This window comes from Azoarcus sp. L1K30, from assembly GCF_018122735.1.
Taxonomy (GTDB): Bacteria; Pseudomonadota; Gammaproteobacteria; order Burkholderiales; family Rhodocyclaceae; genus Parazoarcus.
This window is the reverse complement of the sequence record NZ_JAGRRD010000001.1, coordinates 859,923-880,199: the sequence shown is the minus strand read 5'-3', so window position 1 is coordinate 880,199 and position 20,277 is coordinate 859,923. Positions and strand designations below refer to the sequence as shown.

At 64.4% G+C, this 20,277-nt stretch carries 19 protein-coding genes; 16 read left to right on the top strand and 3 right to left on the bottom strand.

The features are described 5' to 3' along the window. Window positions 1–121 precede the first annotated feature (121 nt). From J5J83_RS03915 to serB, 11 genes are all read left to right on the top strand, one after another. On the top strand, window positions 122–1,387 hold the full coding sequence (locus tag J5J83_RS03915) for an MgtC/SapB family protein (RefSeq protein WP_212345677.1): 1,266 nt from the start codon (window positions 122–124) through the stop codon (window positions 1,385–1,387). Window positions 1,388–1,420: 33 nt separating this feature from the next. Beyond that, on the top strand, window positions 1,421–2,245 hold the full coding sequence (amrB, locus tag J5J83_RS03910) for an AmmeMemoRadiSam system protein B (protein WP_212345674.1): 825 nt from the start codon (window positions 1,421–1,423) through the stop codon (window positions 2,243–2,245). After that, a complete protein-coding gene (gene amrA / locus J5J83_RS03905) occupies window positions 2,226–2,798 on the top strand; it encodes an AmmeMemoRadiSam system protein A (protein WP_212345672.1) in 573 nt (190 codons plus the stop codon). Before amrB ends, amrA begins: the two co-directional genes overlap by 20 nt. Continuing rightward, on the top strand, window positions 2,798–3,871 hold the full coding sequence (gene amrS, locus J5J83_RS03900) for an AmmeMemoRadiSam system radical SAM enzyme (protein WP_212345669.1): 1,074 nt from the start codon (window positions 2,798–2,800) through the stop codon (window positions 3,869–3,871). The genes amrA and amrS overlap by 1 nt, the downstream gene beginning before the upstream one ends. 87 nt (window positions 3,872–3,958) lie before the next feature. Beyond that, complete coding sequence (locus J5J83_RS03895; protein WP_212345667.1) at window positions 3,959–4,669, top strand: alpha/beta hydrolase; 711 nt, start codon at window positions 3,959–3,961, stop codon at window positions 4,667–4,669. A gap of 134 nt (window positions 4,670–4,803) precedes the next feature. Then, a complete protein-coding gene (locus J5J83_RS03890) occupies window positions 4,804–5,361 on the top strand; it encodes a putative metalloprotease CJM1_0395 family protein (protein WP_212345665.1) in 558 nt (185 codons plus the stop codon). A 94-nt stretch (window positions 5,362–5,455) separates the two neighbouring features. Then, window positions 5,456–8,911, top strand: a complete 3,456-nt coding sequence (mfd, locus tag J5J83_RS03885) for a transcription-repair coupling factor (RefSeq protein ID WP_212345663.1) — start codon at window positions 5,456–5,458, stop codon at window positions 8,909–8,911. 45 nt (window positions 8,912–8,956) lie between these two features. Further along, window positions 8,957–9,922 carry a magnesium/cobalt transporter CorA gene (corA, locus tag J5J83_RS03880; protein WP_212345661.1) on the top strand — a complete coding sequence of 322 codons (966 nt, stop codon included), beginning with the start codon at window positions 8,957–8,959 and terminating at the stop codon, window positions 9,920–9,922. A 106-nt stretch (window positions 9,923–10,028) separates the two neighbouring features. Further along, window positions 10,029–10,847, top strand: a complete 819-nt coding sequence (locus J5J83_RS03875) for an SAM-dependent methyltransferase (RefSeq protein WP_212345659.1) — start codon at window positions 10,029–10,031, stop codon at window positions 10,845–10,847. Window positions 10,848–10,986: 139 nt separating this feature from the next. Beyond that, window positions 10,987–12,066, top strand: a complete 1,080-nt coding sequence (locus J5J83_RS03870; RefSeq protein WP_212345657.1) for a 3-deoxy-7-phosphoheptulonate synthase — start codon at window positions 10,987–10,989, stop codon at window positions 12,064–12,066. Then, a complete protein-coding gene (gene serB / locus J5J83_RS03865) occupies window positions 12,063–12,896 on the top strand; it encodes a phosphoserine phosphatase SerB (RefSeq protein ID WP_212345654.1) in 834 nt (277 codons plus the stop codon). The genes J5J83_RS03870 and serB overlap by 4 nt, the downstream gene beginning before the upstream one ends. A 43-nt stretch (window positions 12,897–12,939) precedes the next feature. Here serB and J5J83_RS03860 read toward each other — a convergent pair whose 3' ends face one another. Further along, window positions 12,940–14,070, bottom strand: a complete 1,131-nt coding sequence (locus J5J83_RS03860; RefSeq protein ID WP_212345652.1) for a M14-type cytosolic carboxypeptidase — start codon at window positions 14,068–14,070, stop codon at window positions 12,940–12,942. Window positions 14,071–14,132: 62 nt separating this feature from the next. Beyond that, window positions 14,133–14,918, bottom strand: coding sequence for a peroxide stress protein YaaA (gene yaaA, locus J5J83_RS03855; RefSeq protein WP_212345650.1), 786 nt, complete (start codon window positions 14,916–14,918; stop codon window positions 14,133–14,135). A gap of 107 nt (window positions 14,919–15,025) precedes the next feature. Between yaaA and bioA the strand changes: the two genes are divergently transcribed. Genes bioA through bioD form a run of 5 tightly spaced genes read left to right on the top strand, consistent with a single transcriptional unit; the run spans window position 15,026 to window position 19,735 of the window. Continuing rightward, entirely contained in the window at window positions 15,026–16,372 is a 1,347-nt protein-coding gene (gene bioA / locus J5J83_RS03850; RefSeq protein ID WP_212345648.1) for an adenosylmethionine--8-amino-7-oxononanoate transaminase, read from the top strand. 4 nt (window positions 16,373–16,376) lie between these two features. Next, complete coding sequence (bioF, locus tag J5J83_RS03845; protein ID WP_212345646.1) at window positions 16,377–17,540, top strand: 8-amino-7-oxononanoate synthase; 1,164 nt, start codon at window positions 16,377–16,379, stop codon at window positions 17,538–17,540. Beyond that, on the top strand, window positions 17,537–18,274 hold the full coding sequence (locus J5J83_RS03840; RefSeq protein ID WP_212345644.1) for an alpha/beta fold hydrolase: 738 nt from the start codon (window positions 17,537–17,539) through the stop codon (window positions 18,272–18,274). Before bioF ends, J5J83_RS03840 begins: the two co-directional genes overlap by 4 nt. Then, window positions 18,267–19,064 (top strand): malonyl-ACP O-methyltransferase BioC, encoded by a 798-nt coding sequence (gene bioC / locus J5J83_RS03835; protein WP_212345642.1) that lies wholly within the window; start codon window positions 18,267–18,269, stop codon window positions 19,062–19,064. The genes J5J83_RS03840 and bioC overlap by 8 nt, the downstream gene beginning before the upstream one ends. Beyond that, the gene (bioD, locus tag J5J83_RS03830; RefSeq protein WP_212345640.1) at window positions 19,061–19,735 is read left to right on the top strand and encodes a dethiobiotin synthase; all 675 of its coding nucleotides are present in this window, start codon (window positions 19,061–19,063) and stop codon (window positions 19,733–19,735) included. Before bioC ends, bioD begins: the two co-directional genes overlap by 4 nt. 3 nt (window positions 19,736–19,738) lie before the next feature. Here bioD and J5J83_RS03825 read toward each other — a convergent pair whose 3' ends face one another. After that, window positions 19,739–20,224 (bottom strand): hypothetical protein, encoded by a 486-nt coding sequence (locus J5J83_RS03825; protein ID WP_212345637.1) that lies wholly within the window; start codon window positions 20,222–20,224, stop codon window positions 19,739–19,741. Window positions 20,225–20,277 lie beyond the last annotated feature (53 nt).

Here is a 20,277-nt window from a genome sequence, read left to right as displayed (position 1 = left end):
TCTAACTGCAGCGCACAGTTCCACCACACCCCGTAATCGACTACAGTTATTACGCATTGCGCGCCGCGCCACCGCCGCGGCACCCAGCATCGTGAACAATCGCCCACAGAAGGACGCACGCATGCCGTTTTCGACATCGGTCGACCCGGGCCACATCGAGACATTCCTCACCGCGATCGGAATCGGTCTGCTGATCGGCCTCGAGCGCGAACGCGTTCCGTCTGCGCGTGCAGGCTTGCGCACCTTCGGCCTGGTGGCCCTGCTTGGCGCCCTCACCGGCCTGCTCGGCCAGCACTTGCAGAGTATTGCCCCGTTTGCGGTGGGGATGGCCGTCATCGGCGCGATGATCATCGCCGCCTACCTTCGCCACCCCGACCCAAGCGATCCCGGCACCACCTCCGTGGCCGCGCTGATGGTGTGCTACTGCCTGGGTACCGCGGTTTGGTTGGGCTACGCTACGATCGCGGTGATGCTCGCGGTCGGCACCACCGTACTGCTCTACTTCAAGAGCCAGTTGCGCGGCATTGCCACCCGCCTCGAACCGCGCGACTGGATTTCGATCCTGCAGTTCTGTGTGCTGTCGCTGGTCATTCTGCCCATCCTGCCGAACGAGGAGATTGGCCCCTTCGGTGCGCTCAACCCGTATCAGGTTTGGTGGATGGTCGTACTGATTTCGGGCGTCAGTCTGGCCGGTTACGCGGCATTGCAACTGGTGGGGGCAAAGCATGGTGCCGCCTTCGTCGGCGTGTTCGGCGGACTGGCGTCGAGCACTGCGACGACCATGGTCTACGCGCGCAACGCACGGGTTGCAGAAGGGCTTGCGCCGATGGCCGCGCTGGTGATCGTGCTCGCCAATCTTGTGATGGTGCTGCGGGTGACAGTGATCGCGGCGGTGGTGGCGCCGCATGTGTTGCCCGCGCTGCTCTACGTGGTCGTGCCCGCAGTCGCCTTGGGCACCGTTGCCCTCCTTCTGACCTGGCGTTCGCTCAGTACCGGCGGCGATGCGGTCCTGCCACGCACCAGCAACCCGACCGAGTTGCAAACTGCGCTGGGCTTTGGTGCGCTCTACGCCTTCGTCCTGGTATGTGCAGCCTGGCTGTCCGATTTTGCCGGCACGGGCGGGATCTATCTTCTCGCGGTGGTATCGGGCTTCACCGACATCGATGCCATTGCCTTGTCCAGCTTGCGCCTGTTCACACTGGGCAAGCTTGAACTGCAGCCGACAGCGATTGCCATCGGGCTGGGCATGATTGCAAACCTCAGCTTCAAGACCGCGATGGCCATTGCCATCGGCGGACGCGCGCTGGGCAAGAAGGTGATTGCCGGCATGAGTTCGGTTGCGCTGGGCTTGGCGCTGGGCATCGGCTGGCACACACTCGGCCTATAATGAAAGCGCTGACATTGCAAGAAAGGGCCGTCAATGGCGATTGCTTCCATCCGCCCGGCCGCGGTTTCCGGGCAGTTCTATCCGGCCGATGAGCGCGTGCTGCGCCTCCAGGTGAGCGACCTGATGGCCACTGCCGTGCCGCTGGAAAAGGTCCCCCCTCCGAAGGCGATCATCGTGCCGCACGCGGGCTACATTTATTCCGGCTCCGTTGCTGCTGCGGCCTACGGTGCGCTGCTACCCGTGCGCGACGAGATTCGCCGGGTCGTGATCCTGGGGCCGAACCACCGGCTTCCGGTCAATGGATTCGCGTTGCCTGCAGCGCAGGTCTTCGCCACGCCAATGGGAAGTTTGCCCCTTGATCGTGCGCGATGGGCCCTGCTGCAATGCCGCCCGGACGTGGTCGTCGACGACCGCCCCCACGCTTACGAGCATTGCGTGGAGGTTCAACTCCCCTTCCTGCAGAGCGTTTTCGATCGTTTCACCATTCTTCCGATCCTGGTGGGCGAGGCCTCGACCGACGCGGTGGCCGAAGTGATCGAAGCCGTGTGGGGTGACTCGGAGACGCTGATCGTGATTAGCTCCGACCTGTCCCACTTTCATTCCTACCATCAGGCGCAACGTCAGGATCGCGCAACGGTGAATGAGATTCTCGCCATGCGTCCGGTGCTCGACCATGAGCAGGCCTGTGGCGCGACACCCGTCAACGGGCTGCTTCGCGTCGCGGCCCGCCATGGACTCGTGCCTCACCTTCTCGACCTGCGCAATTCGGGCGATACCGCGGGCGATCGCGATCGGGTCGTCGGCTATGCCAGCATTGCCTTCTGTGACATGGTGCCGCATGCATCCCAACACCACTGACCGGCTGGATCTCGGCCCCCTGCTGCTTGCCCGCGCGCGGCAGGCCATCGCACATCATCTGGGCGCAGGCCCGGCCCCCGCCGACGATGCCCGGCTTCGCGAACGCGGCGCCTGCTTCGTCACCCTGCACCGCCATGGCGAATTGCGCGGCTGTATCGGCAGCATCCGGCCACAGCGCCCCCTCGGCGAAGATGTGGTTCAGAACGCCGTCGCTGCGGCAACGAAAGATCCGCGCTTCCCTCCGCTGGCCTGGGACGAGTTGGCGTCCACACAGATCGAAGTCTCGGTACTGTCTTCCCCCGAGTTCATCGACTTCGACGACGAGTCCGATCTCATGCGCCAGATCGTCCCCCGAGAGCATGGTCTCATTCTCTTCGCCGGCTGCCGAAGTGCGACTTTCCTGCCCCAGGTGTGGGACCAACTGCCCGAACCCGAGGGCTTTCTCGCCGCCCTCAAGCGAAAGGCGGGGCTGCCGCCGGATCGTCCGGCCGGTGGACTGATGGCGGCCCGTTTCGAGGTGCGTTCGTGGCAGGAAAATCCCGGAGGCGCCTGATGAATCATCCGGCGAGGTACTGGCACCGGCTTGGCGACGGACGCATACAGTGCGATCTGTGTCCGCGCTATTGCCGCCTGCACGAGGGCCAGCGCGGGGCCTGCTTCGTGCGCATGCGGGAAGGCGACGCGATGCAGCTGACGACTTACGGGCGCAGTTCGGGATTCTGCATCGATCCGATCGAAAAGAAGCCACTGAACCACTTCTACCCGGGCAGCAGCGTGTTTTCCTTCGGTACCGCAGGCTGCAACCTGGCGTGCAAGTTTTGCCAGAACTGGGATATCTCCAAGTCGCGCGACATGGATCGCCTGATGGATGCCGCCTCCCCCGACGAAATTGCCGCCACCGCGCAGGCTCACGGTTGTGCCAGCGTCGCCTTCACCTACAACGACCCGGTAATCTTTGCCGAATACGCCATCGACGTGGCTGCAGCCTGCCATGCGCGGGGAATACACACCGTTGCGGTAACCGCGGGCTATATCACCGAACAGGCGCGAGGCGATTTTTTCGCCTGCATGGACGCGGCCAACGTCGATCTGAAGGCCTTCACCGACGAGTTCTACGTACAGCTGTGCGGCGCCCACCTGCAGCCGGTGCTCGATACCCTGGTCTGGCTCAGGCACGAGACCGATGTGTGGATCGAGCTCACCACCCTGCTCATTCCCGGGCGCAACGACAGCGACGCGGAGATCGGCGCCCTTGCCTGCTGGGTGCGCGACCATCTGGGCGCGGAGATTCCGCTGCACTTCAGCGCCTTTCATCCCGATTTCAAGCTTGACACGCTGCCCCCGACGCCGCCGGCAACCCTCGCACGCGCGCGTCAGCTGGCGCTCGACAAGGGCCTCCGGCATGTCTACACCGGCAATGTGCACGATGTCGCGGGCGGCACCACGTTCTGTGCGAATTGCGGCGCGTCCCTGATCGTGCGTGACTGGTACGACATCCTGGCTTACCGGCTCGATGCCGACGGGCACTGCCCCGATTGCGGCGCACGGCTGGCGGGCCGATTTGGCGCATTCGCGACGCCCTTCGGACACCGTCGGCTTGCGGTACCCATTCACCGCAGCAGCTGACATCAGGCTCATCGGGGAGTTGCGATCGCGCATGCGCCTGTGAGATGCTGAATTCCGACGATTGCCAAACCTCCAGGCCAACACCCCGTGAAGCTGCGAACTACCCCGATCCGCATTCCTGCCGAGGGCATCTGGCTCGACGCCACACTCGCACATGCGCCGGATGTGCGCGGTCTGGTGCTGATCCTGCAACCCGGATCGAACCCCATCCTGCACCAGAGACAGGCATTGGTTGCGGGCGCCCTGCAACGGGCCGGATTCGCCACACTGGCGCTCGATCTGCTCAATCATCAGGAAGAGTTGCACGATCCCGACGCGCGTTACAACGTGACCCGCCTCACCGACCGCCTGCTTGCGGCTGCACTCTGGATCGAGAACCAGCCGCCCCTGTGCGACCTGTCCATCGGTCTGCTCGCCTTTGGCACCGCCAGTGCCGCGATCGTGCGTGCCGCAGCGAAGAACCCCGAGCGCTTCAATACCCTCGTGTGCCTTGGCGGGCGCCCCGATCTGGCCGGCGCGGGCCCGCTTCGCAACGTGGGCGTACCGACGCTGTTCGTGGTCGGCCACGACGACCCCGAGCGGGCCATCCTGCGCAGCGCCTTCGAGCTGCTTAAATCGACGCGGGCCTGGCAGGATGCGGGGCAGATGGATAACGGTGTCGCCAGTCTGGACATGCTGCAGCGCAGTGCAGCCTTCGCCACGGAATGGATGCTCCGGCACCTGCCCCTGCCTTCGCCGAAGATGGTTGATCCGACTCTCCCTCATTCGCAGGACGAAGTACCGCCAAACCCGGTCTGAGGCACTATGCAAAGCGTCGGGAACGCTCGAACCCACATCAGATGCGAACTTTCGCAGCTGCGCTTCGACGTCTAAGCTGAGTCCATGGGAATATCAATCTTCGTCAGCAGAGCGTCCGTCAATTCTTCACACACATGATCAGCGCAGGCATTGGAGGCGCGACCCATGCTTACTGGCCCCAGCTTCCTGCAAGCTCGCAGGGCAAGGCGAGTGAATCGAACAAGCGCATTGGGAACGACGCCGAACTGAGTGCGGCAGAACAGCGCGAACTTGACCAACTCAAGCAGCGCGATGAGCAGGTGCGTGCCCACGAACAGGCGCACATTTCTGCCGGCGGCGACCTGATCACTGCACGCGCCAGTTACACCTTCGAGACCGGGCCGGACGACAAGCGCTATGCGGTCGGCGGCGAAGTCCGCATCGACACCTCGGAGGGCAGAACGGCGGAAGAGACGATCGCGCGTGCCGAACGCATTCGTGCGGCCGCGCTGGCCCCCACCGACCCGTCGCCACAGGACCGTCAGGTGGCCACCATGGCCCAACGCATGGCAAGCGAAGCCCGCCAGGAGCTCAACGCTCAACGCGGCGAGGACGACCCAATAGCCGCCCGGCTTGAAGCCGCTTTGTCGCGTCTGGTCGAGGCTGTCAGCGCCGCCCCGCAACAGCCGCCGGCAATCGACGTCTTCGCCTGAACCTGCGGGTGCGCGGCGCGTGCCCGTCAGTGGCGTGTCGCTTCGCCTATAATCACCGCCTTTCCTGCTGCCTTTCTGGCCCCGGTTACGCCTCATGCCCCGTTTCATCGATGCCCTGCTGCCTGCCGTCTCACTGAAGCCCTTGCCCAAGCCCGGCTTCCGCCTCGATCTGCCGCCGCTGAGCGGATCGGCCGATGCGCTCGCCATTGCGCAACTGGCAGGGCGCGGACGCATGCTTGCGGTGGTGACCGCCAACCCGCTGGACGCCCAGCGCCTGCAAGACGAAATCGCCTGGCTTGCTCCTGGTCTGAGGCTGCACCTGCTGCCGGACTGGGAGACGCTGCCCTACGACAGCTTCTCTCCCCACCAGGATCTGATTTCGGAGCGGCTGTCCACGCTGTATGCCATTACCCGCAGCGAAGCCGACGTCGTTCTGGTACCGGCCACGACCGCGCTCTACCGCATGGCGCCCCCTGCCTTTCTGGCGGCATACACCTTTTTTCTGCGCCAGGGCGAGCGACTCGATGTCGCGCAACTGCGCATGCAGATGGCGGTCGCCGGCTATACCCATGTCACCCAGGTGGTCAGTCCAGGCGAATTCTCGGTTCGTGGCGGACTGGTCGACCTCTACCCGATGGGCTCTCCCTTGCCCTACCGCATCGATCTTTTCGATGACGAGGTCGAAACCATCAAGACCTTCGACCCGGATACGCAGCGCACGGTGTACCCGGTCAAGGAAATCCGGCTGTTGCCAGCGCGGGAATTTCCCCTCGACGAGAAGGGACGCAATCATTTTCGCGGCAGCTTTCGTGAGATATTCGAGGGCGATCCCACCCGTGCAGCGATCTACAAGGATGTCTCCAACGGCATCGCGCCCGCCGGCATCGAGTACTACCTGCCGCTGTTTTTCGACGACGTCGCGACCCTGTTCGACTATCTGCCGGTCGATACGCCTGTGCTCCTGCACCGTGACGTGCCGACCGCGATCGAGGAGTTCTGGCGCGACACGCGCTCGCGCTACGATCTGCTCAAGGGAGATCGTACGCGGCCGGTAATGCCGCCGGGACATCTGTTCCTGACCGACGAAGGCTTCTTCGCGGCGTTGAAGAACCGTCCGCGGCTGGTGATCGGTGCATCGGGCGACAGTGGCGAGAGCGGCGAAAGCCCGGTCGCATTGCCGCTTCCCGAGGTTGCGGTCGAACGCAAGGCCACCGACCCGCTGCATCGGCTCAAGACGTTCTGCTCGACCTTCGACGGCCGCGTACTGCTCGTAGCGGACTCACCGGGGCGGCGCGAGACCATGGCCGACTATCTCGCCGAATACGGGCTGAAGCCGGATGCCAGCGCCGATTTCGCGGCCTTCGCCGAATCCGACGCCAGACTGGCGCTCGGCACCGCACCGCTGGGGGCAGGCTTCATCCTGCCGGGCGCAAGAATTGCCATCATTACCGAGACCGAGCTCTACGCCGCCACTGCGCGCACCCGCGCCAGACGCGACAACCGCAAGGCGGCGACGATGGAGGGCTGGCTGCGCGACCTCTCCGAGCTCAAGGTCGGCGACCCGGTGGTGCACGTATCGCATGGTATCGGCCGTTATCTGGGCCTGTTGCACATGAACCTCGGCGAAGGCGATACCGAGTTCCTGCACCTCGAGTACAACGGCGGCGACAAGCTCTATGTGCCGGTGTCGCAACTGCACGTGATCACCCGCTATGCCGGCGCCGACCCGGAGAACCTCGAACTTCACCGGCTGGGTTCAGGACAGTGGGACAAGGCCAAGAAGAAGGCGGCGATGCAGGTGCGCGACACGGCCGCCGAGCTGCTATCGCTCTATGCACAACGCGCGGCGCGCCCGGGTCACCGCTTCGATTTCAGGCAGCACGACCTCGACGCCTTCACCGAGGCTTTCGGCTTCGAGACCACGCCGGACCAGCAGGCGGCCATCGATGCCGTCATCGCCGACATGAAGTCGGGCCGCCCGATGGATCGCCTGGTGTGCGGCGACGTCGGCTTCGGCAAGACCGAGGTGGCACTGCGTGCCGCCTTCATCGCGGTCGCCGACGGCAAGCAGGTGGTCGTCCTGTGCCCGACTACCCTGCTCGCCGAGCAGCATTATCAGACCTTCGCGGACCGCTTCGCCGACTGGCCGATCAAGATCGCGGAGCTGTCGCGCTTCAAGTCGGCCAAGGAACAGACCGAAGCCCTGACCCAGCTCGGCGAAGGCAAGGTCGACATCATCATCGGCACCCATCGCCTGCTGCAGAAGGACGTCATCTTCAAGCGCCTTGGTCTCGTCATCATCGACGAGGAACATCGCTTCGGCGTGCGCCAGAAGGAAGCCCTCAAGCAATTGCGGAGCGAAGTGGACATCCTCACACTCACCGCCACCCCCATTCCGCGCACGCTGGGTCTGGCGATGGAGGGCATGCGCGAGTTCTCGGTGATCGCCACCGCGCCGCAGAAGCGCCTTGCGATCAAGACTTTCGTCCATCGCTGGAGCAAAGGCATCGTGCGCGAAGCCGTGCTGCGCGAGTTCAAGCGTGGCGGCCAGGTGTATTTCCTGCACAACGAGGTCGACACCATCGAGAACATGCGCAACGATCTGGCCGAACTGCTGCCAGAGGCGCGCATCGTGGTCGGGCACGGACAGTTGCCGGAACGCGAACTGGAGCGGGTGATGCGCGACTTCACCCAGCAGCGCGCCAACCTGCTGTTGTGCACGACCATCATCGAGACCGGCATCAACATTCCCACGGCCAACACCATCATCATGAATCGGGCCGATCGCTTCGGCCTGGCGCAGCTGCACCAGTTGCGCGGGCGGGTCGGACGCAGTCACCACCAGGCCTACGCCTACTTGCTGACCGACGCCAATGCGAAGCCATCGGCGCAGGCACAAAAGCGCCTCGAGGCGATCGCCATGATGGACGAGCTGGGCTCGGGCTTCTATCTGGCCATGCACGACCTGGAAATCCGCGGTGCCGGTGAGGTGCTCGGCGAGAGCCAGTCGGGCGAGATCCAGCAGATCGGCTTCAGCCTGTACACCGAGATGCTCAAGCGCGCGGTCAAGGACCTGCAGGCGGGCAAGGAACCCGATCTGAGCCAGCCGCTCGAGGTCGTGTCGGAAATCAATCTCCACACCCCTGCCCTGCTGCCGACCCAATACTGTCCGGACGTGCAGGAGCGCCTCACGCTCTACAAGCGCCTGGCTAACTGTGAGGCGGAGGAAGAACTGCGTGACTTGCAGGAGGAACTCATCGATCGCTTCGGCGAACTGCCGCCGCAAACCCAGGCCCTGCTTGAAACACATCGCCTGCGCATGCTGCTCAAGCCCTGGGATGTGCAGAAACTCGATGCGTCGGAGGCCCAGATCAGCATCCAGTTCGGCAAGGATGCGCCGATCGATCCGACGAAGGTGATCTTCCTCATCCAGAAGGACCGCAGCACGAAGATGGCCGGGCCGAACAAGCTGGTCCGCCGCGCCAGCCTGCCCGAGTTGAAATTGCGGGTCAAAGCCGTTCGTGATCTGCTCGATGCGGTGAAGGCCTGAGTCACGCACGCGAATGCGCGCCCCAAACGAGATTCCGGAGACGCCATGCTCATCAATTGCATCGCATACCAGAACGGTCGCAAGCTGGCCGACCTGCCCATCGCCGAGATCGCCGATTATCTGCAGCGCCCGGACTGTTTCGTCTGGGTTGCACTGAAGGACGCCTCGCCCGAAGAGATGGCGCAAATGAAGGCCGCGTTCGGCCTTCACGAACTCGCGGTCGAAGATGCCAATCACGGTCACCAGCGACCGAAGGTCGAGGAATATGGCGAGGAAGTATTCGCCGTCATGCACCTCGTCGAAGAGCGTGAAGGCAAGCTCTTGGTCGGGGAAGTGCACACCTTCGTCGGACGCAATTACATCCTCTCGGTGCGCAACCATAACGATCAGAATTTTCTCGGTGTGCGCGCGCGCTGTGAGCGCGAGCCGAAGATGCTCGCCAAGGGGTCCGGCTATGTCTTCTATGCCTTGATGGACGCGGTCGTGGATCGCTATTTCCCGCTGATCGAGAAGCTCGAAACGGAACTCGAAGCGATGGAAGAGCGCATTTTCACCAAGGGAGCGGCGCGTTCCAACATCCGCCGGCTATACCGCCTCAAGCGCAAGATTACGGTGCTCAAGCACGCCGTCACGCCCCTCATGGAAGCGGCCGGCAAGCTTCACAGCGGGCGCGTGCCCGAGGTCTGCGCCAACAGCCGGCACTACTTCCGCGATGTGTTCGACCACCTCACCCGGATCAACGCGAGCCTGGACAGCATTCGTGACACCATCGGCACCGCCATCCAGGTGAACCTGTCGATGGTGACCATCGACCAGACCGAGGTCAGCAAGCGCCTGGCGGCCTGGGCCGGTATCTTTGCGGTGGCGACTGCGCTTGCCGGCATCTGGGGCATGAATTTCACCCATATGCCCGAACTGCAATGGACCTACGGCTACCCGGCAGCACTCGCGGTGATCTTCATCGCCTCGGCCATCCTGTACTGGCAATTCAAGCGCGCACGCTGGTTGTAGTGCACCGGCGGCGCTGACCCTGACCCCGGTGCGCGGCCACGCACACGGTCACGGTCTTGCGCTGCGGGACGGTTAGAATGAGGGGCCCAGACCTCGAATGCCTCCTATGTCCGCACCCGAAATCCACCCCGAACAATCGGTTGAACTGCTCAAGGCACTGCATATCCTGACGCGTGACGGCAAACTCAACCAGGACAGCCGGCGCAAGCTCAAGCAGGTCTACCACCTTTACAACTTCATCGAACCGTTGCTCGACGAAGCGTTCACCAGCAGCGCCGACCCGGTGCTGGTGGATCATGGCGCCGGAAAGTCCTACCTTGGCTTCATCCTCTATGATCTGTTCCTGAAGTCGCGTCCGGCGGGGCGCGTCATCGGCATCGAGACGCGTGCCGAACTCGTGAAGGGGTCGCGCGTACTGGCCGACAAGCTGGGCTTTCACCGCATGCGCTTCTACGATCTCTCGGTCGAGGCCTCGATGAGCTCGGATCGCATCCCGGCGCGCGTCAATGTCGTGACAGCCTTACATGCTTGCAATACCGCGACGGATGACGCGATCCGCTTTGCCCTTGCCAGACAGGCCCAGTCCATCGTGCTGGTGCCATGCTGCCAGGCAGAAGTCGCCGCGGTGCTGCGCAAGCACAAGGCCGCATCGCTGGCGCAGACACCGCTGGCGGAGATCTGGCGCCATCCCATTCATACGCGGGAGTTCGGCAGCCATCTCACCAATGTGTTGCGCTGCCTGCTGCTCGAGGCCCATGGCTACGCGCTGACCGTCACCGAGCTCGTCGGGTGGGAGCACTCGATGAAGAACGAGCTCATCGTCGCCCGTCGCACCGGCGAAGTGCGCGGCAATGCCCGCGAGCGTCTTGGCGAGATTCTGCACACGCTCAATCTCGACGAACTTCAGGACCGCTTCAACTACTGAACCCGCGCTGCCCCACTGCGGACACCGAGCGTCGCCGCCAGCAGGTGACGAGTGCTCGAAAAAAGGGCCGTGCATGCCGGGTGCGTGTCCGCCTTCGGGTTACAATTCCGCCCTTTCCCGGAGCCTTGTGGAGCGCTCAATGCCAGTCGCCCAGACCGAAAACCTCAATATCGTCGCCGTTGATAGCATGCCCTCGCCGGAGGAGATCAAGGCGCGCGTACCCCTGACCGACAAGGCCGCCGCCTCGGTGCTGGCCGGCCGCCGTAGCCTGATGGACATCCTCGATCGCAAGGACCCCAGGCTGTTCGTCGTCGTCGGCCCGTGCTCCATCCACGACCCGGTTGCCGGCCTCGACTACGCCCGCCGCCTGCGCAAGCTGGCCGACGAGGTCGCAGACACCATGGTGCTGGTGATGCGGGTCTATTTCGAAAAGCCGCGCACGTCGACGGGCTGGAAAGGATTCATCAACGACCCGTACATGAACGACTCCTTCCGCATCGACGAAGGCATGGAGAAGGCACGCAGGTTCCTGCTTGACGTCGCCGAGGTCGGGCTGCCGATCGCGACCGAGGCGCTGGACCCGATTGCGCCCCAGTTCTACGGGGACCTGATCTCGTGGACGGCGATCGGCGCCCGTACCTCCGAGTCGCAAACCCACCGCGAGATGGCCTCAGGCCTGTCCACGCCGGTCGGATTCAAGAATGCGACTGACGGTGACATGGACGTGGCCGTCAATGCGATCATCTCGGCGGCGAGTCCGCACAGTTTTCTCGGCGTCAACGCCAAGGGCGTATCGGCCATCCTGCGCACCCGTGGCAACAAGTACGGCCACGCCGTGCTGCGCGGTGGCGGCGGCAGGCCGAACTACGACACGGTATCGATCTCGCTGGCAGAGCAGGCACTGGCGAAGGCGAAACTCGCAGTCAATATCGTGGTGGATTGCTCCCATGCGAACTCGTGGAAGAAGCCCGAACTGCAACCGCTGGTGATGAAGGACGTGGTACATCAGGTGCGCGAAGGCAACCAGTCGGTTGTCGGCCTGATGATCGAGAGCAACATCGTGGCCGGCAATCAGCCGATTCCGGCCGACCTGTCGCAGCTCAAGTACGGTTGCTCGGTCACCGACGCCTGTGTCGGCTGGGAGACCACCGAAGAGATGATCAGGGCTGCCGCCGTCGACCTGCGTGAAGCCCTTGCCCGTCGGGAGCGCAGTGAATGAGTCTGGTCGTACAGGGCCCCGATGTTGACACCGTCGCCCTGAAGGCACTCGCCAGACTCACGGGGGCGAGCGCGATCGAACAGATCACCCCGCAGTCCTTCAGACTGCGCGATGCGCAGTACGACCCGGCCGTACCGACGCATTGCGCCCAGGCGGGACTTGATTTTGCCTGGGTCGATGCGAACCGCCGCCTGAGTGATTTCGGCCTCTTCGTTACGGACATGGACTCGACGCTGATCAATATCGAGTGCATCGACGAGATTGCCGACATGCAGGGACTCAAGGCGCCGGTGGCTGAGATCACCGAGGCGGCAATGCGCGGCGAGATGGATTTCCGCGAATCGCTGACCCGCCGCGTGGCGCTGCTGCGAGGGCTGCCCGAGCAGGCGCTGGCAGAGGTCTACGAGCATCGCCTCAAACTCAACCCCGGCGCAGAACGCCTGATGCGAACGCTCAAGGCGGCCGGCGTGCACACCGTTCTGGTGTCGGGCGGCTTCACCTACTTCACCGACCGCCTCAAACAGCGCCTCGGCTTCGACGAAGCGTGGGCGAATGAACTCGAGATCGTCGACGGCCACCTCACCGGCCGCGTCATCGGCGCGATCGTCGATGGCGACGCCAAGGCCGAACATCTGAACCGGACGCGCGATGCGCTCGGTCTGAGCGCCGAGCAGGTGATCTGCGCCGGTGATGGCGCCAATGACATGCCGATGTTTCGTGCAGCCGGCTTCGGCGTGGCCTATCGCGCGAAACCGGTACTCCGCAACGAAGCCGACTGCTGTCTCGATCATGTCGGCCTGGATGGCATCCTGGCGCTGTTTCCTGCCTGAATGCGGGCGCCGGCTCGCGCTGGCGCCTGCCAGGCGACATGGGTCAGTCGGCTCCTGCCACGTGATCGAGAATCGGATGCAGCATCGCGGCGCCCAGACACTCACTGCGGGCACCATTCCAGCCCGTCTGACCATCCGGCAAGTTGGCGTTGTCCTTGAACGGCATTTCCAGCGTCAGCGATACGCAGCGAAAATGGTGGGCCACCCACTTGCTCGCCAAGGTCAGCATTTCGTCGCCGAATCGACCATTCACGTAGCCATGCTCGGTCTGGAAGTCGGGACTGACCGCCTGCAGGCTTGAAACGAAGCGGGCCTGCTGCACAGCCATGTCCGGGGTGAAGCCGGGCACCTCCTCGGCGGTGGAGAAGAACACATAGGGCAGCGATTCGTCACCGTGGATGTCGAGAAAGAGCGCACAGCCACTCGCTTCCATCGCCTCACGCACCAGGTGAACTTCGGGGCTCATGCGCGGATCGGGCGCAAGCCACTCGCGGTTCAGATTGCGTCCGGCGGCGTTCGTGCGCAGGTTGCCGCGCACCGCACCATCGGGGTTCATGTTGGGCACGACATACAGAACGGCATGCTCGCGGATCTTGCGCGCGACCGGATCGGCGCTGTCGAGCAAGCGCTTGAGCAAACCTTCGACGAACCACTCCGCCATGGTTTCTCCCGGATGCTGGCGCGCGATGATCCACACCGGCTTGCGCGAAGGCGCAGATCTGCCCACGACCACCACGTCCAGGTCGCGCCCCTCGACCGTGGCACCGAGATTCCTGACCGCAGCATAGGGCGACAACTCGGCCCAGCTGATCAGCTCGAGATGACGTTCGTGCGAATAGGGTTCGAAGTAGGCGTAGTAGACGATATCGCGTTCCGGCGTGTGCTCGACGATCAGCTCGCCGTTCTCATAGCGCGTGCCCGACACGCGGAACCAGTTCTTCCGGTCGTAGGATGCCATGCAGCGGTAGTCGTGCCAGCCGTCGGCGAAGGCCGCATCCGCTGCGTTCTCGAACACCATCCGTACCGGCCTGCCTGCCGCCTCATACAGCCTGAAGTGAAACCACTGTTTGAAATCGGCGGCATTGTCAGCACGCAGGCGCAGACGGATGTTCTGCGGATCATCGAGGCTGAGGACCTCGATCGAACCCGAATCGAAGCTGGAGCTGATTTTCATGCAATCACCATGGATAACGCACCGGACCGCTTCGTTGCGGTGGCGCCATTGAGGACAGGTGCTCAGTCGATGCGCCGACGAAAGACCCAGGTATCGGCGTCAGAGGCCTCTGCGGCATAAGCGTAGCCTTCGCCGTCGAACTTGCGCAGATCGTCCACCGCGTCGATCCGGTTGACGATGGCGAAGCGACTCATCAGGCCGCGCGCGCGCTTGGCGTAGAAACTGATGATCTTGTAGCGGCCGCCCTTCCAGTCCTCGAACACGGGGGTCACCACCCTGCCCTTCACCTGCTTGCGTCGCACCGACTTGAAATACTCCTCGGAGGCCAGATTCACCAGCACCGCCTCGCGCCCTGCAGCCACTTCATGCTCGAGCAGGCTGTTGAGCGCGTCGGTAATCCGGTTTCCCCAGAAGGCGTAGAGGTCTTTGCCCCGCGAATTGGCGAGCCTGGTGCCCATTTCCAGCCGGTAGGGCTGCATCAGGTCCATCGGACGCAGCACTCCGTACAGGCCGGAAAGGATGCGCAGATGCGCCTGCGCCCAGTCCAGATCGGCAGGCGACAGGCTCGTCGCGTTCATTCCTTCATACACGTCGCCGTTAAAGGCGAGCACCGCCTGCTTGGCATTGTCCGGCGAGAACGGGCGCGACCAGCTCGCGTAGCGTGCCACGTTCAGGGTGGCAAGCGGGTCCGAGAGCTTCATCAGATCGGCGATCTCGGCCGGCGTACGCTGGCGGAGGATGTCGATCAGGACGCTCGACTGGTCGAGAAAATCGGGTTGGCTGTGGGTCGTCACAACCGGCGGGGTGTCGAAGTCGAGGGCTTTCGCGGGAGAGATGACGAGGATCATGTTGCAGCTCGGATTGATCAGGAAGCCGATCTTAGCAAATTCGTCCGGTTTGACACGCCTCGCGGGATTCCGCAGTATTGACCGGTTTCGCCACTGGCAAAGTTCCGATGTCCGACGCCCTCCCCCTGCTCGCACGATCCCAGGCAGCCGTATGGCATCCCTGCACGCAGATGAAACAGCATGAGACGCTGCCCCTGGTGGCGATCGAGCGCGGCGAAGGCCCATGGCTGATCGATGCCGACGGGCGTCGTCTGCTCGACGGCATCAGCTCGTGGTGGGTCAATCTCTTCGGTCACTGCAACCCGCGCATCAACCTCGCGCTCCGCAGGCAGATGGAGACGCTCGAGCACGTCATGCTGGCCGGTTTCACCCATGAACCGGTCGTCGAACTCTCCGAACGTCTTGCCGCCCTGACCGGCCATCGTCTCGGTCATGCCTTCTATGCGTCCGATGGCGCGTCGGCCACCGAGATCGCGCTCAAGATGAGCATGCACAGCTGGCGCAATCGCGGACGCCCCCAAAAGAACCGTTTCCTGTGTCTGGCGGGCAGCTATCACGGTGAGACCGTGGGCGCGCTTGCGGTCACCGACGTTCCCATCTTCCGCGATGCCTACGCCCCGCTGATCCGCACGGCGATGACGGTACCCTGTCCCGACGCACGCCAGGCAGCCGAGGGCGAGACGGCGGTCGATGTCGCCCGCCGCGCGGCGAATGCCCTGGAGGCTTGTCTCGCTAAGCACCACGCTGAGATCGCCGCATTCATCGTCGAGCCCTTGGTGCAGGGTGCGGCCGGCATGATCATGTACGACCCGGAATACCTGCGTCTTGCACGCGCGCTGTGCGATCGCTACGAGGTCCACCTGATCGCCGACGAGATTGCAGTCGGCTGCGGCCGCACGGGCAGTTTTTTCGCCTGGGAGCAGGTCGCGGGACCAGCAACCCAGTCCGGCGGAGGATGGCCAGACTTCATCTGCCTGTCGAAGGGCATCTCCGGGGGCTACCTGCCGCTGTCGCTGGTACTCAGCAGCCAGGAGATCTACGACTGCTTCTATGCCGACAGCAGCGCACGCGCCTTTCTCCACTCGCATTCATACACCGGCAACCCGCTCGCGTGCGCTGCGGCGCTGGCCGCCCTCGACATCTTCGTCGAAGACAAGGTCATCGATGGCAACCGCGCGCGCGCAGCCTTGCTTGGTCAACTCACGCAGGCGCAATTCGGCGCGCATCCGCGCGTCGAACATCTGCGCCAGCGCGGCATGATTCTCGCCTTCGATGTCCGCGATGCGAGCCCTGGTTTAGCCAACCGCTTCTTTTCTGCCGCCCTCGATCATGGCGTGTTGCTGCGACCGATCGGCTCTACGGTGTACTTCATGCCGCCGTATGTGGTCACTCCCGAGGAGTTGAACCATCTGGTGCGCGGCGCGGCGGCGGCACTGGACCGCGCGCTCGCGTGACGCCATGAATCAGCTCGACATCCTGCGCCGGGACCTGGCGGCGCTCGAACACGGCCACCTGCTCCGCCATCGGCGCAATAATGCCCTGCCCTGCGCGCCCCATGCCCGGATCGATGGCCGCGACATGCTGGCTTTCTGCAGCAACGATTATCTCGGGCTGGCCGCGTCACCGGTGCTGGCCGACGCGCTGGCCGATGGCGCGCGTCGCTGGGGTAGCGGTTCGGGCGCCTCTCATCTGGTCAGTGGGCACTATGCGGTGCAGGAGGCACTCGAGGGGCGACTTGCTCAGTTTGTTGGATGCGAGCGCGCGCTCTATCTGTCCGCCGGCTACATGGCCAACAGCGGCATCATTCCTGCATTGGTCGGCCGCGGCGATGCGGTGTTCGCCGACCGTCTCAATCATGCCTCCCTGGTCGACGGCATGCTGTTGTCGCGCGCAGAGATGAACCGCTATCCGCATCTCGACGTGGACGCGTTGGCGCGCATGCTGTCCGGCTCCGGTGCGAAGCGCAAGCTCATCGCGACCGACAGCGTGTTCAGCATGGACGGCGACGTCGCCCCCCTGGCCGACTTGCTCGCCCTGGCCGAAGATCACGATGCCTGGCTGATGGTGGACGATGCACACGGCTTCGGCGTCCTCGGTCCTCAGGGTCGGGGCGCTGTCGCCGAGGCCGGGCTCGATTCGTGGCGCCTGCTCAGGGTCGGCACCCTGGGCAAGGCGGCCGGCGTGTCGGGTGCATTTGTCGGTGGCGAGGCTGACGTCATCGAATGGCTGATGCAGAAGATGCGAACCTACGTATTTACCACCGGCACCCCGCCCGCGCTGGCGCAGGCCCTGCTCGCGAGCATCGACCTGATCGAGCACGGTGATGCCCGCCGCCGCCACCTCGACGGCCTCATTGCGAGATTCTCAAGCCAGCTCGAACTCGAACGCTGGCGCCTGATGCCCTCGCGCACGCCGATACAGCCGGTGCTCGTCGGCGACAACGAGGCCGTCCTCAAGCTCGCGGCCGCACTCTGGAACGAAGGTCTGTGGGTGCCCGCAATCCGCCCGCCCACGGTACCGAGCGGCAGCGCCAGGTTGCGCGTTTCGCTGACCGCTGCCCATACCGAAGACGATGTCGATCTCCTGGCCGCGACGCTGAACCGTCTGGAGCGTGGAACATGAGCCCCGCGCCACTGGTACTGTTGCACGGTTGGGCGATGCGCCCCACGGTGTGGGCGCCGCTGGTCCGCGAATTGGGCACGGATCGCGAGATCATCACCCTCGCACTGCCCGGTCACGACGGCGCATCAACCGCTGCAAGCCCGACCGTCCGCGCGTGGTCCGACGCACTGCTCGCACGCATGCCGCCACGTGCCATCGTCGTCGGATGGTCTCTCGGCGCGATGCTGGCGCTGGAGCTGGCCGCCCGCCATCCGCAGCGGGTCGCGAGTCTGGTGCTCATCGGTGCCACCCCCAGGTTCGTGGCAGCCGCGGACTGGCCGTGCGCGCTACCGGCGGAAACGGTCTCAGCCTTCGTGTCCGGTTACGCCACTGCGCCCGAACCCACCTTGCGGCGTTTTCTCGCGCTGCAGGCGGTGGGCGACAGCGCACGTCGGCGGGTGCTGTCCGTGCTCGAAGACAGTCGCGAGGACGGCGCCGTATGGAATCCCGCCCTGGCCGACGGTCTGACGGTTCTCGCCGATGTCGATCTGCGCGCCGCGCTGGGCGCGATCACCCAGCCGGTGCAGCTGATTCATGGCGACGGCGACACGCTGATGCCGGTCGATGCCGCGCGCGCGATGACCGGCGCCCTGTCGAATGCGCGCCTGGACGTGATCGAGGCGTGCGGTCATGCGCCGTTTCTGTCCAGCCCCGGCGCCTGCGCTACCCTCGTCAGACGGCTCGCCAATGCGTGAGGCGCGCCGCCACAAGCGCGCCGTTCGCTCGGCGTTCGACCGCGCAGCAACGAGCTATGACGCCGCCGCAGCGGTCCAGCGCGAAGCCTGCACGCATCTGGACGCTTTCATGAGCGCCCATCCGATCACGCGCGAAGTGTGCCGGGTGATCGATGCCGGCTGCGGCACCGGGCACGCCCTGCCGCGTTTGATCGAGCGCTTTCCGGCAGCCCAGCAGGTGGCGCTCGACTTCTCGCCGGCCATGCTTCGCATCGCCTGCAGCGCGAACGTGATTGCGGTTCCGCTATGCGGCGACATCGAGCATCTGCCACTGGCCGACAGGAGCGTCGACGCGATCTGGTCCAGCCTGGCAGTGCAATGGTGCACCCCGCCTTCAGTGCTGGCGGAGCTCGCACGCGTACTGACGCCCGGGGGCATGGCCTGGATTGCCACGCTTGGCCCCCGCACGCTGCATGAACTTCGCGCCGCGTTTGCCAGCATCGACGATGCGGAGCACGTCATCCGCTTCAGCTCCGCGAGCACATGGCAACAGCAGGCATCTGCTGCAGGGCTGGCGGTCGTGGCTGCCGAAGCACATGAGATCGCAGCCCTGGGCCCCGACTTGCGCGGCCTGTTGCGCGACATCAAGGCCATCGGCGCACACACCGTCGGTGCCGGGCGTCGGCGCAAGCCGCTCGGCCGACAGGCCTGGCTGACGCTGCAGGCCGCCTACGAGCCCCTGCGCCGGGCTGACGGGCAATTGCCCGCAACCTATGATCTGATCCTGATTGCCGTGAGAAAACCCGCATGACGCATTGCCATGCCTACTTCATTGCCGGAACCGACACCGGGGTCGGCAAGACCTTCGCCACTGCAGCATTGATTCACGCCGCGCGCAGTCAGGGCTTGCGCGCACTGGGCATGAAGCCGGTGGCCGCAGGCGCCGAGGTGGTTGAGGGCGTCCGCATCAACGAGGACGCGGCCATCCTGCGCCGCGCGGGCAGTTTCGATCCGGGCCTCGACCTGATCAACCCCTACTGCCTGCTCACCCCGATTGCGCCACATATCGCTGCAAGCGAGGAAGGCATCAGTATCGATCCCCGGCGCATCGTGGACCGTTTCGAGCAATTGTCCCGCAGCGCGGACTGCTTATTCGTCGAGGGCGTGGGCGGATTCCGGGTGCCACTCGGTCCCGACTACGACAGTGCCGATCTGGCCTGCGAGCTGGCGCTGCCGGTCATCCTCGTCGTCGGCATGCGGCTGGGTTGCATCAACCATGCCCTTCTCACCGCGGACGCCATCCGTCATCGCGGGCTGGCGTTCGCCGGATGGATCGCCAATTGCATCGATCCGGCCATGTTGCGCCTGCAACAGAATCTCGATGCCCTCAGCTCACGCCTCGGGGCCCCGCTCGCCGTGCTGCCGTACGTCGAAAACGCTGATGCGTCTGCCGTGGCGCACCTCGTGAGCCTGCCGCGCTGAGCGCTACATCACGGCCTGCAGGCGCTCGGTGAGTTCCTCGGCGCGCTTGCGGCCGGCATGAGTCTCGTTGATCGAACTCAGCCAGTCGGCAAACAGGGCCTGCAGTTCTTCGCGATTGCTGCAGCCATGGATGCGCTGCATCAGGCTGAGCTTGTTGTAGGGGCCGTTGAACGCCTTGAGCGTATTCATCATGAAGTTGCGTGCGAGTTCGAGTTGCCCTTCGCCGCCGGGAGCGGGCGTGACTGCCGGCATCGAGACGCTTTCGGCGCTGGTCACTGGCGGCGAGCCGACTGCTCGCTCGATGTATCCCTCGGCCTCGAGGCCGGCGAGGGTCTCTTCGAAACGGCCGTCGTTGAGCATTGACGCAAGCGCTTCGGTCGCGCGCACGCCGTCGATCAGGATCAGCAGACGGCGCATGCGCGGATGCAGTCCGCCGCTGCGGGTTTCAATCTCTTCGTGCCCCTTCGGGGTCTTGGCGAAGATGGACATCGGTTCTGTCTCCTCGATGCTGGGTGGATATGGTGCCGGAGTGCTGTGATGCA

Excerpts from the sequence above, each read along its gene's own strand:
- bioC (WP_212345642.1), top strand. The coding sequence starts at position 18,267 with ATGCGTGAGGCGCGCCGCCACAAGCGCGCCGTTCGCTCGGCGTTCGAC.
- J5J83_RS03840 (WP_212345644.1), top strand. The coding sequence starts at position 17,537 with ATGAGCCCCGCGCCACTGGTACTGTTGCACGGTTGGGCGATGCGCCCC.
- bioD (WP_212345640.1), top strand. The coding sequence starts at position 19,061 with ATGACGCATTGCCATGCCTACTTCATTGCCGGAACCGACACCGGGGTC.
- J5J83_RS03890 (WP_212345665.1), top strand. The coding sequence starts at position 4,804 with ATGATCAGCGCAGGCATTGGAGGCGCGACCCATGCTTACTGGCCCCAG.
- J5J83_RS03870 (WP_212345657.1), top strand. The coding sequence starts at position 10,987 with ATGCCAGTCGCCCAGACCGAAAACCTCAATATCGTCGCCGTTGATAGC.
- bioF (WP_212345646.1), top strand. The coding sequence starts at position 16,377 with ATGAATCAGCTCGACATCCTGCGCCGGGACCTGGCGGCGCTCGAACAC.
- amrS (WP_212345669.1), top strand. The coding sequence starts at position 2,798 with ATGAATCATCCGGCGAGGTACTGGCACCGGCTTGGCGACGGACGCATA.
- bioA (WP_212345648.1), top strand. The coding sequence starts at position 15,026 with ATGTCCGACGCCCTCCCCCTGCTCGCACGATCCCAGGCAGCCGTATGG.
- amrB (WP_212345674.1), top strand. The coding sequence starts at position 1,421 with ATGGCGATTGCTTCCATCCGCCCGGCCGCGGTTTCCGGGCAGTTCTAT.
- yaaA (WP_212345650.1), bottom strand. The coding sequence starts at position 14,918 with ATGATCCTCGTCATCTCTCCCGCGAAAGCCCTCGACTTCGACACCCCG.
- mfd (WP_212345663.1), top strand. The coding sequence starts at position 5,456 with ATGCCCCGTTTCATCGATGCCCTGCTGCCTGCCGTCTCACTGAAGCCC.
- corA (WP_212345661.1), top strand. The coding sequence starts at position 8,957 with ATGCTCATCAATTGCATCGCATACCAGAACGGTCGCAAGCTGGCCGAC.
- J5J83_RS03860 (WP_212345652.1), bottom strand. The coding sequence starts at position 14,070 with ATGAAAATCAGCTCCAGCTTCGATTCGGGTTCGATCGAGGTCCTCAGC.
- serB (WP_212345654.1), top strand. The coding sequence starts at position 12,063 with ATGAGTCTGGTCGTACAGGGCCCCGATGTTGACACCGTCGCCCTGAAG.
- J5J83_RS03875 (WP_212345659.1), top strand. The coding sequence starts at position 10,029 with ATGTCCGCACCCGAAATCCACCCCGAACAATCGGTTGAACTGCTCAAG.
- J5J83_RS03915 (WP_212345677.1), top strand. The coding sequence starts at position 122 with ATGCCGTTTTCGACATCGGTCGACCCGGGCCACATCGAGACATTCCTC.
- amrA (WP_212345672.1), top strand. The coding sequence starts at position 2,226 with ATGCATCCCAACACCACTGACCGGCTGGATCTCGGCCCCCTGCTGCTT.
- J5J83_RS03825 (WP_212345637.1), bottom strand. The coding sequence starts at position 20,224 with ATGTCCATCTTCGCCAAGACCCCGAAGGGGCACGAAGAGATTGAAACC.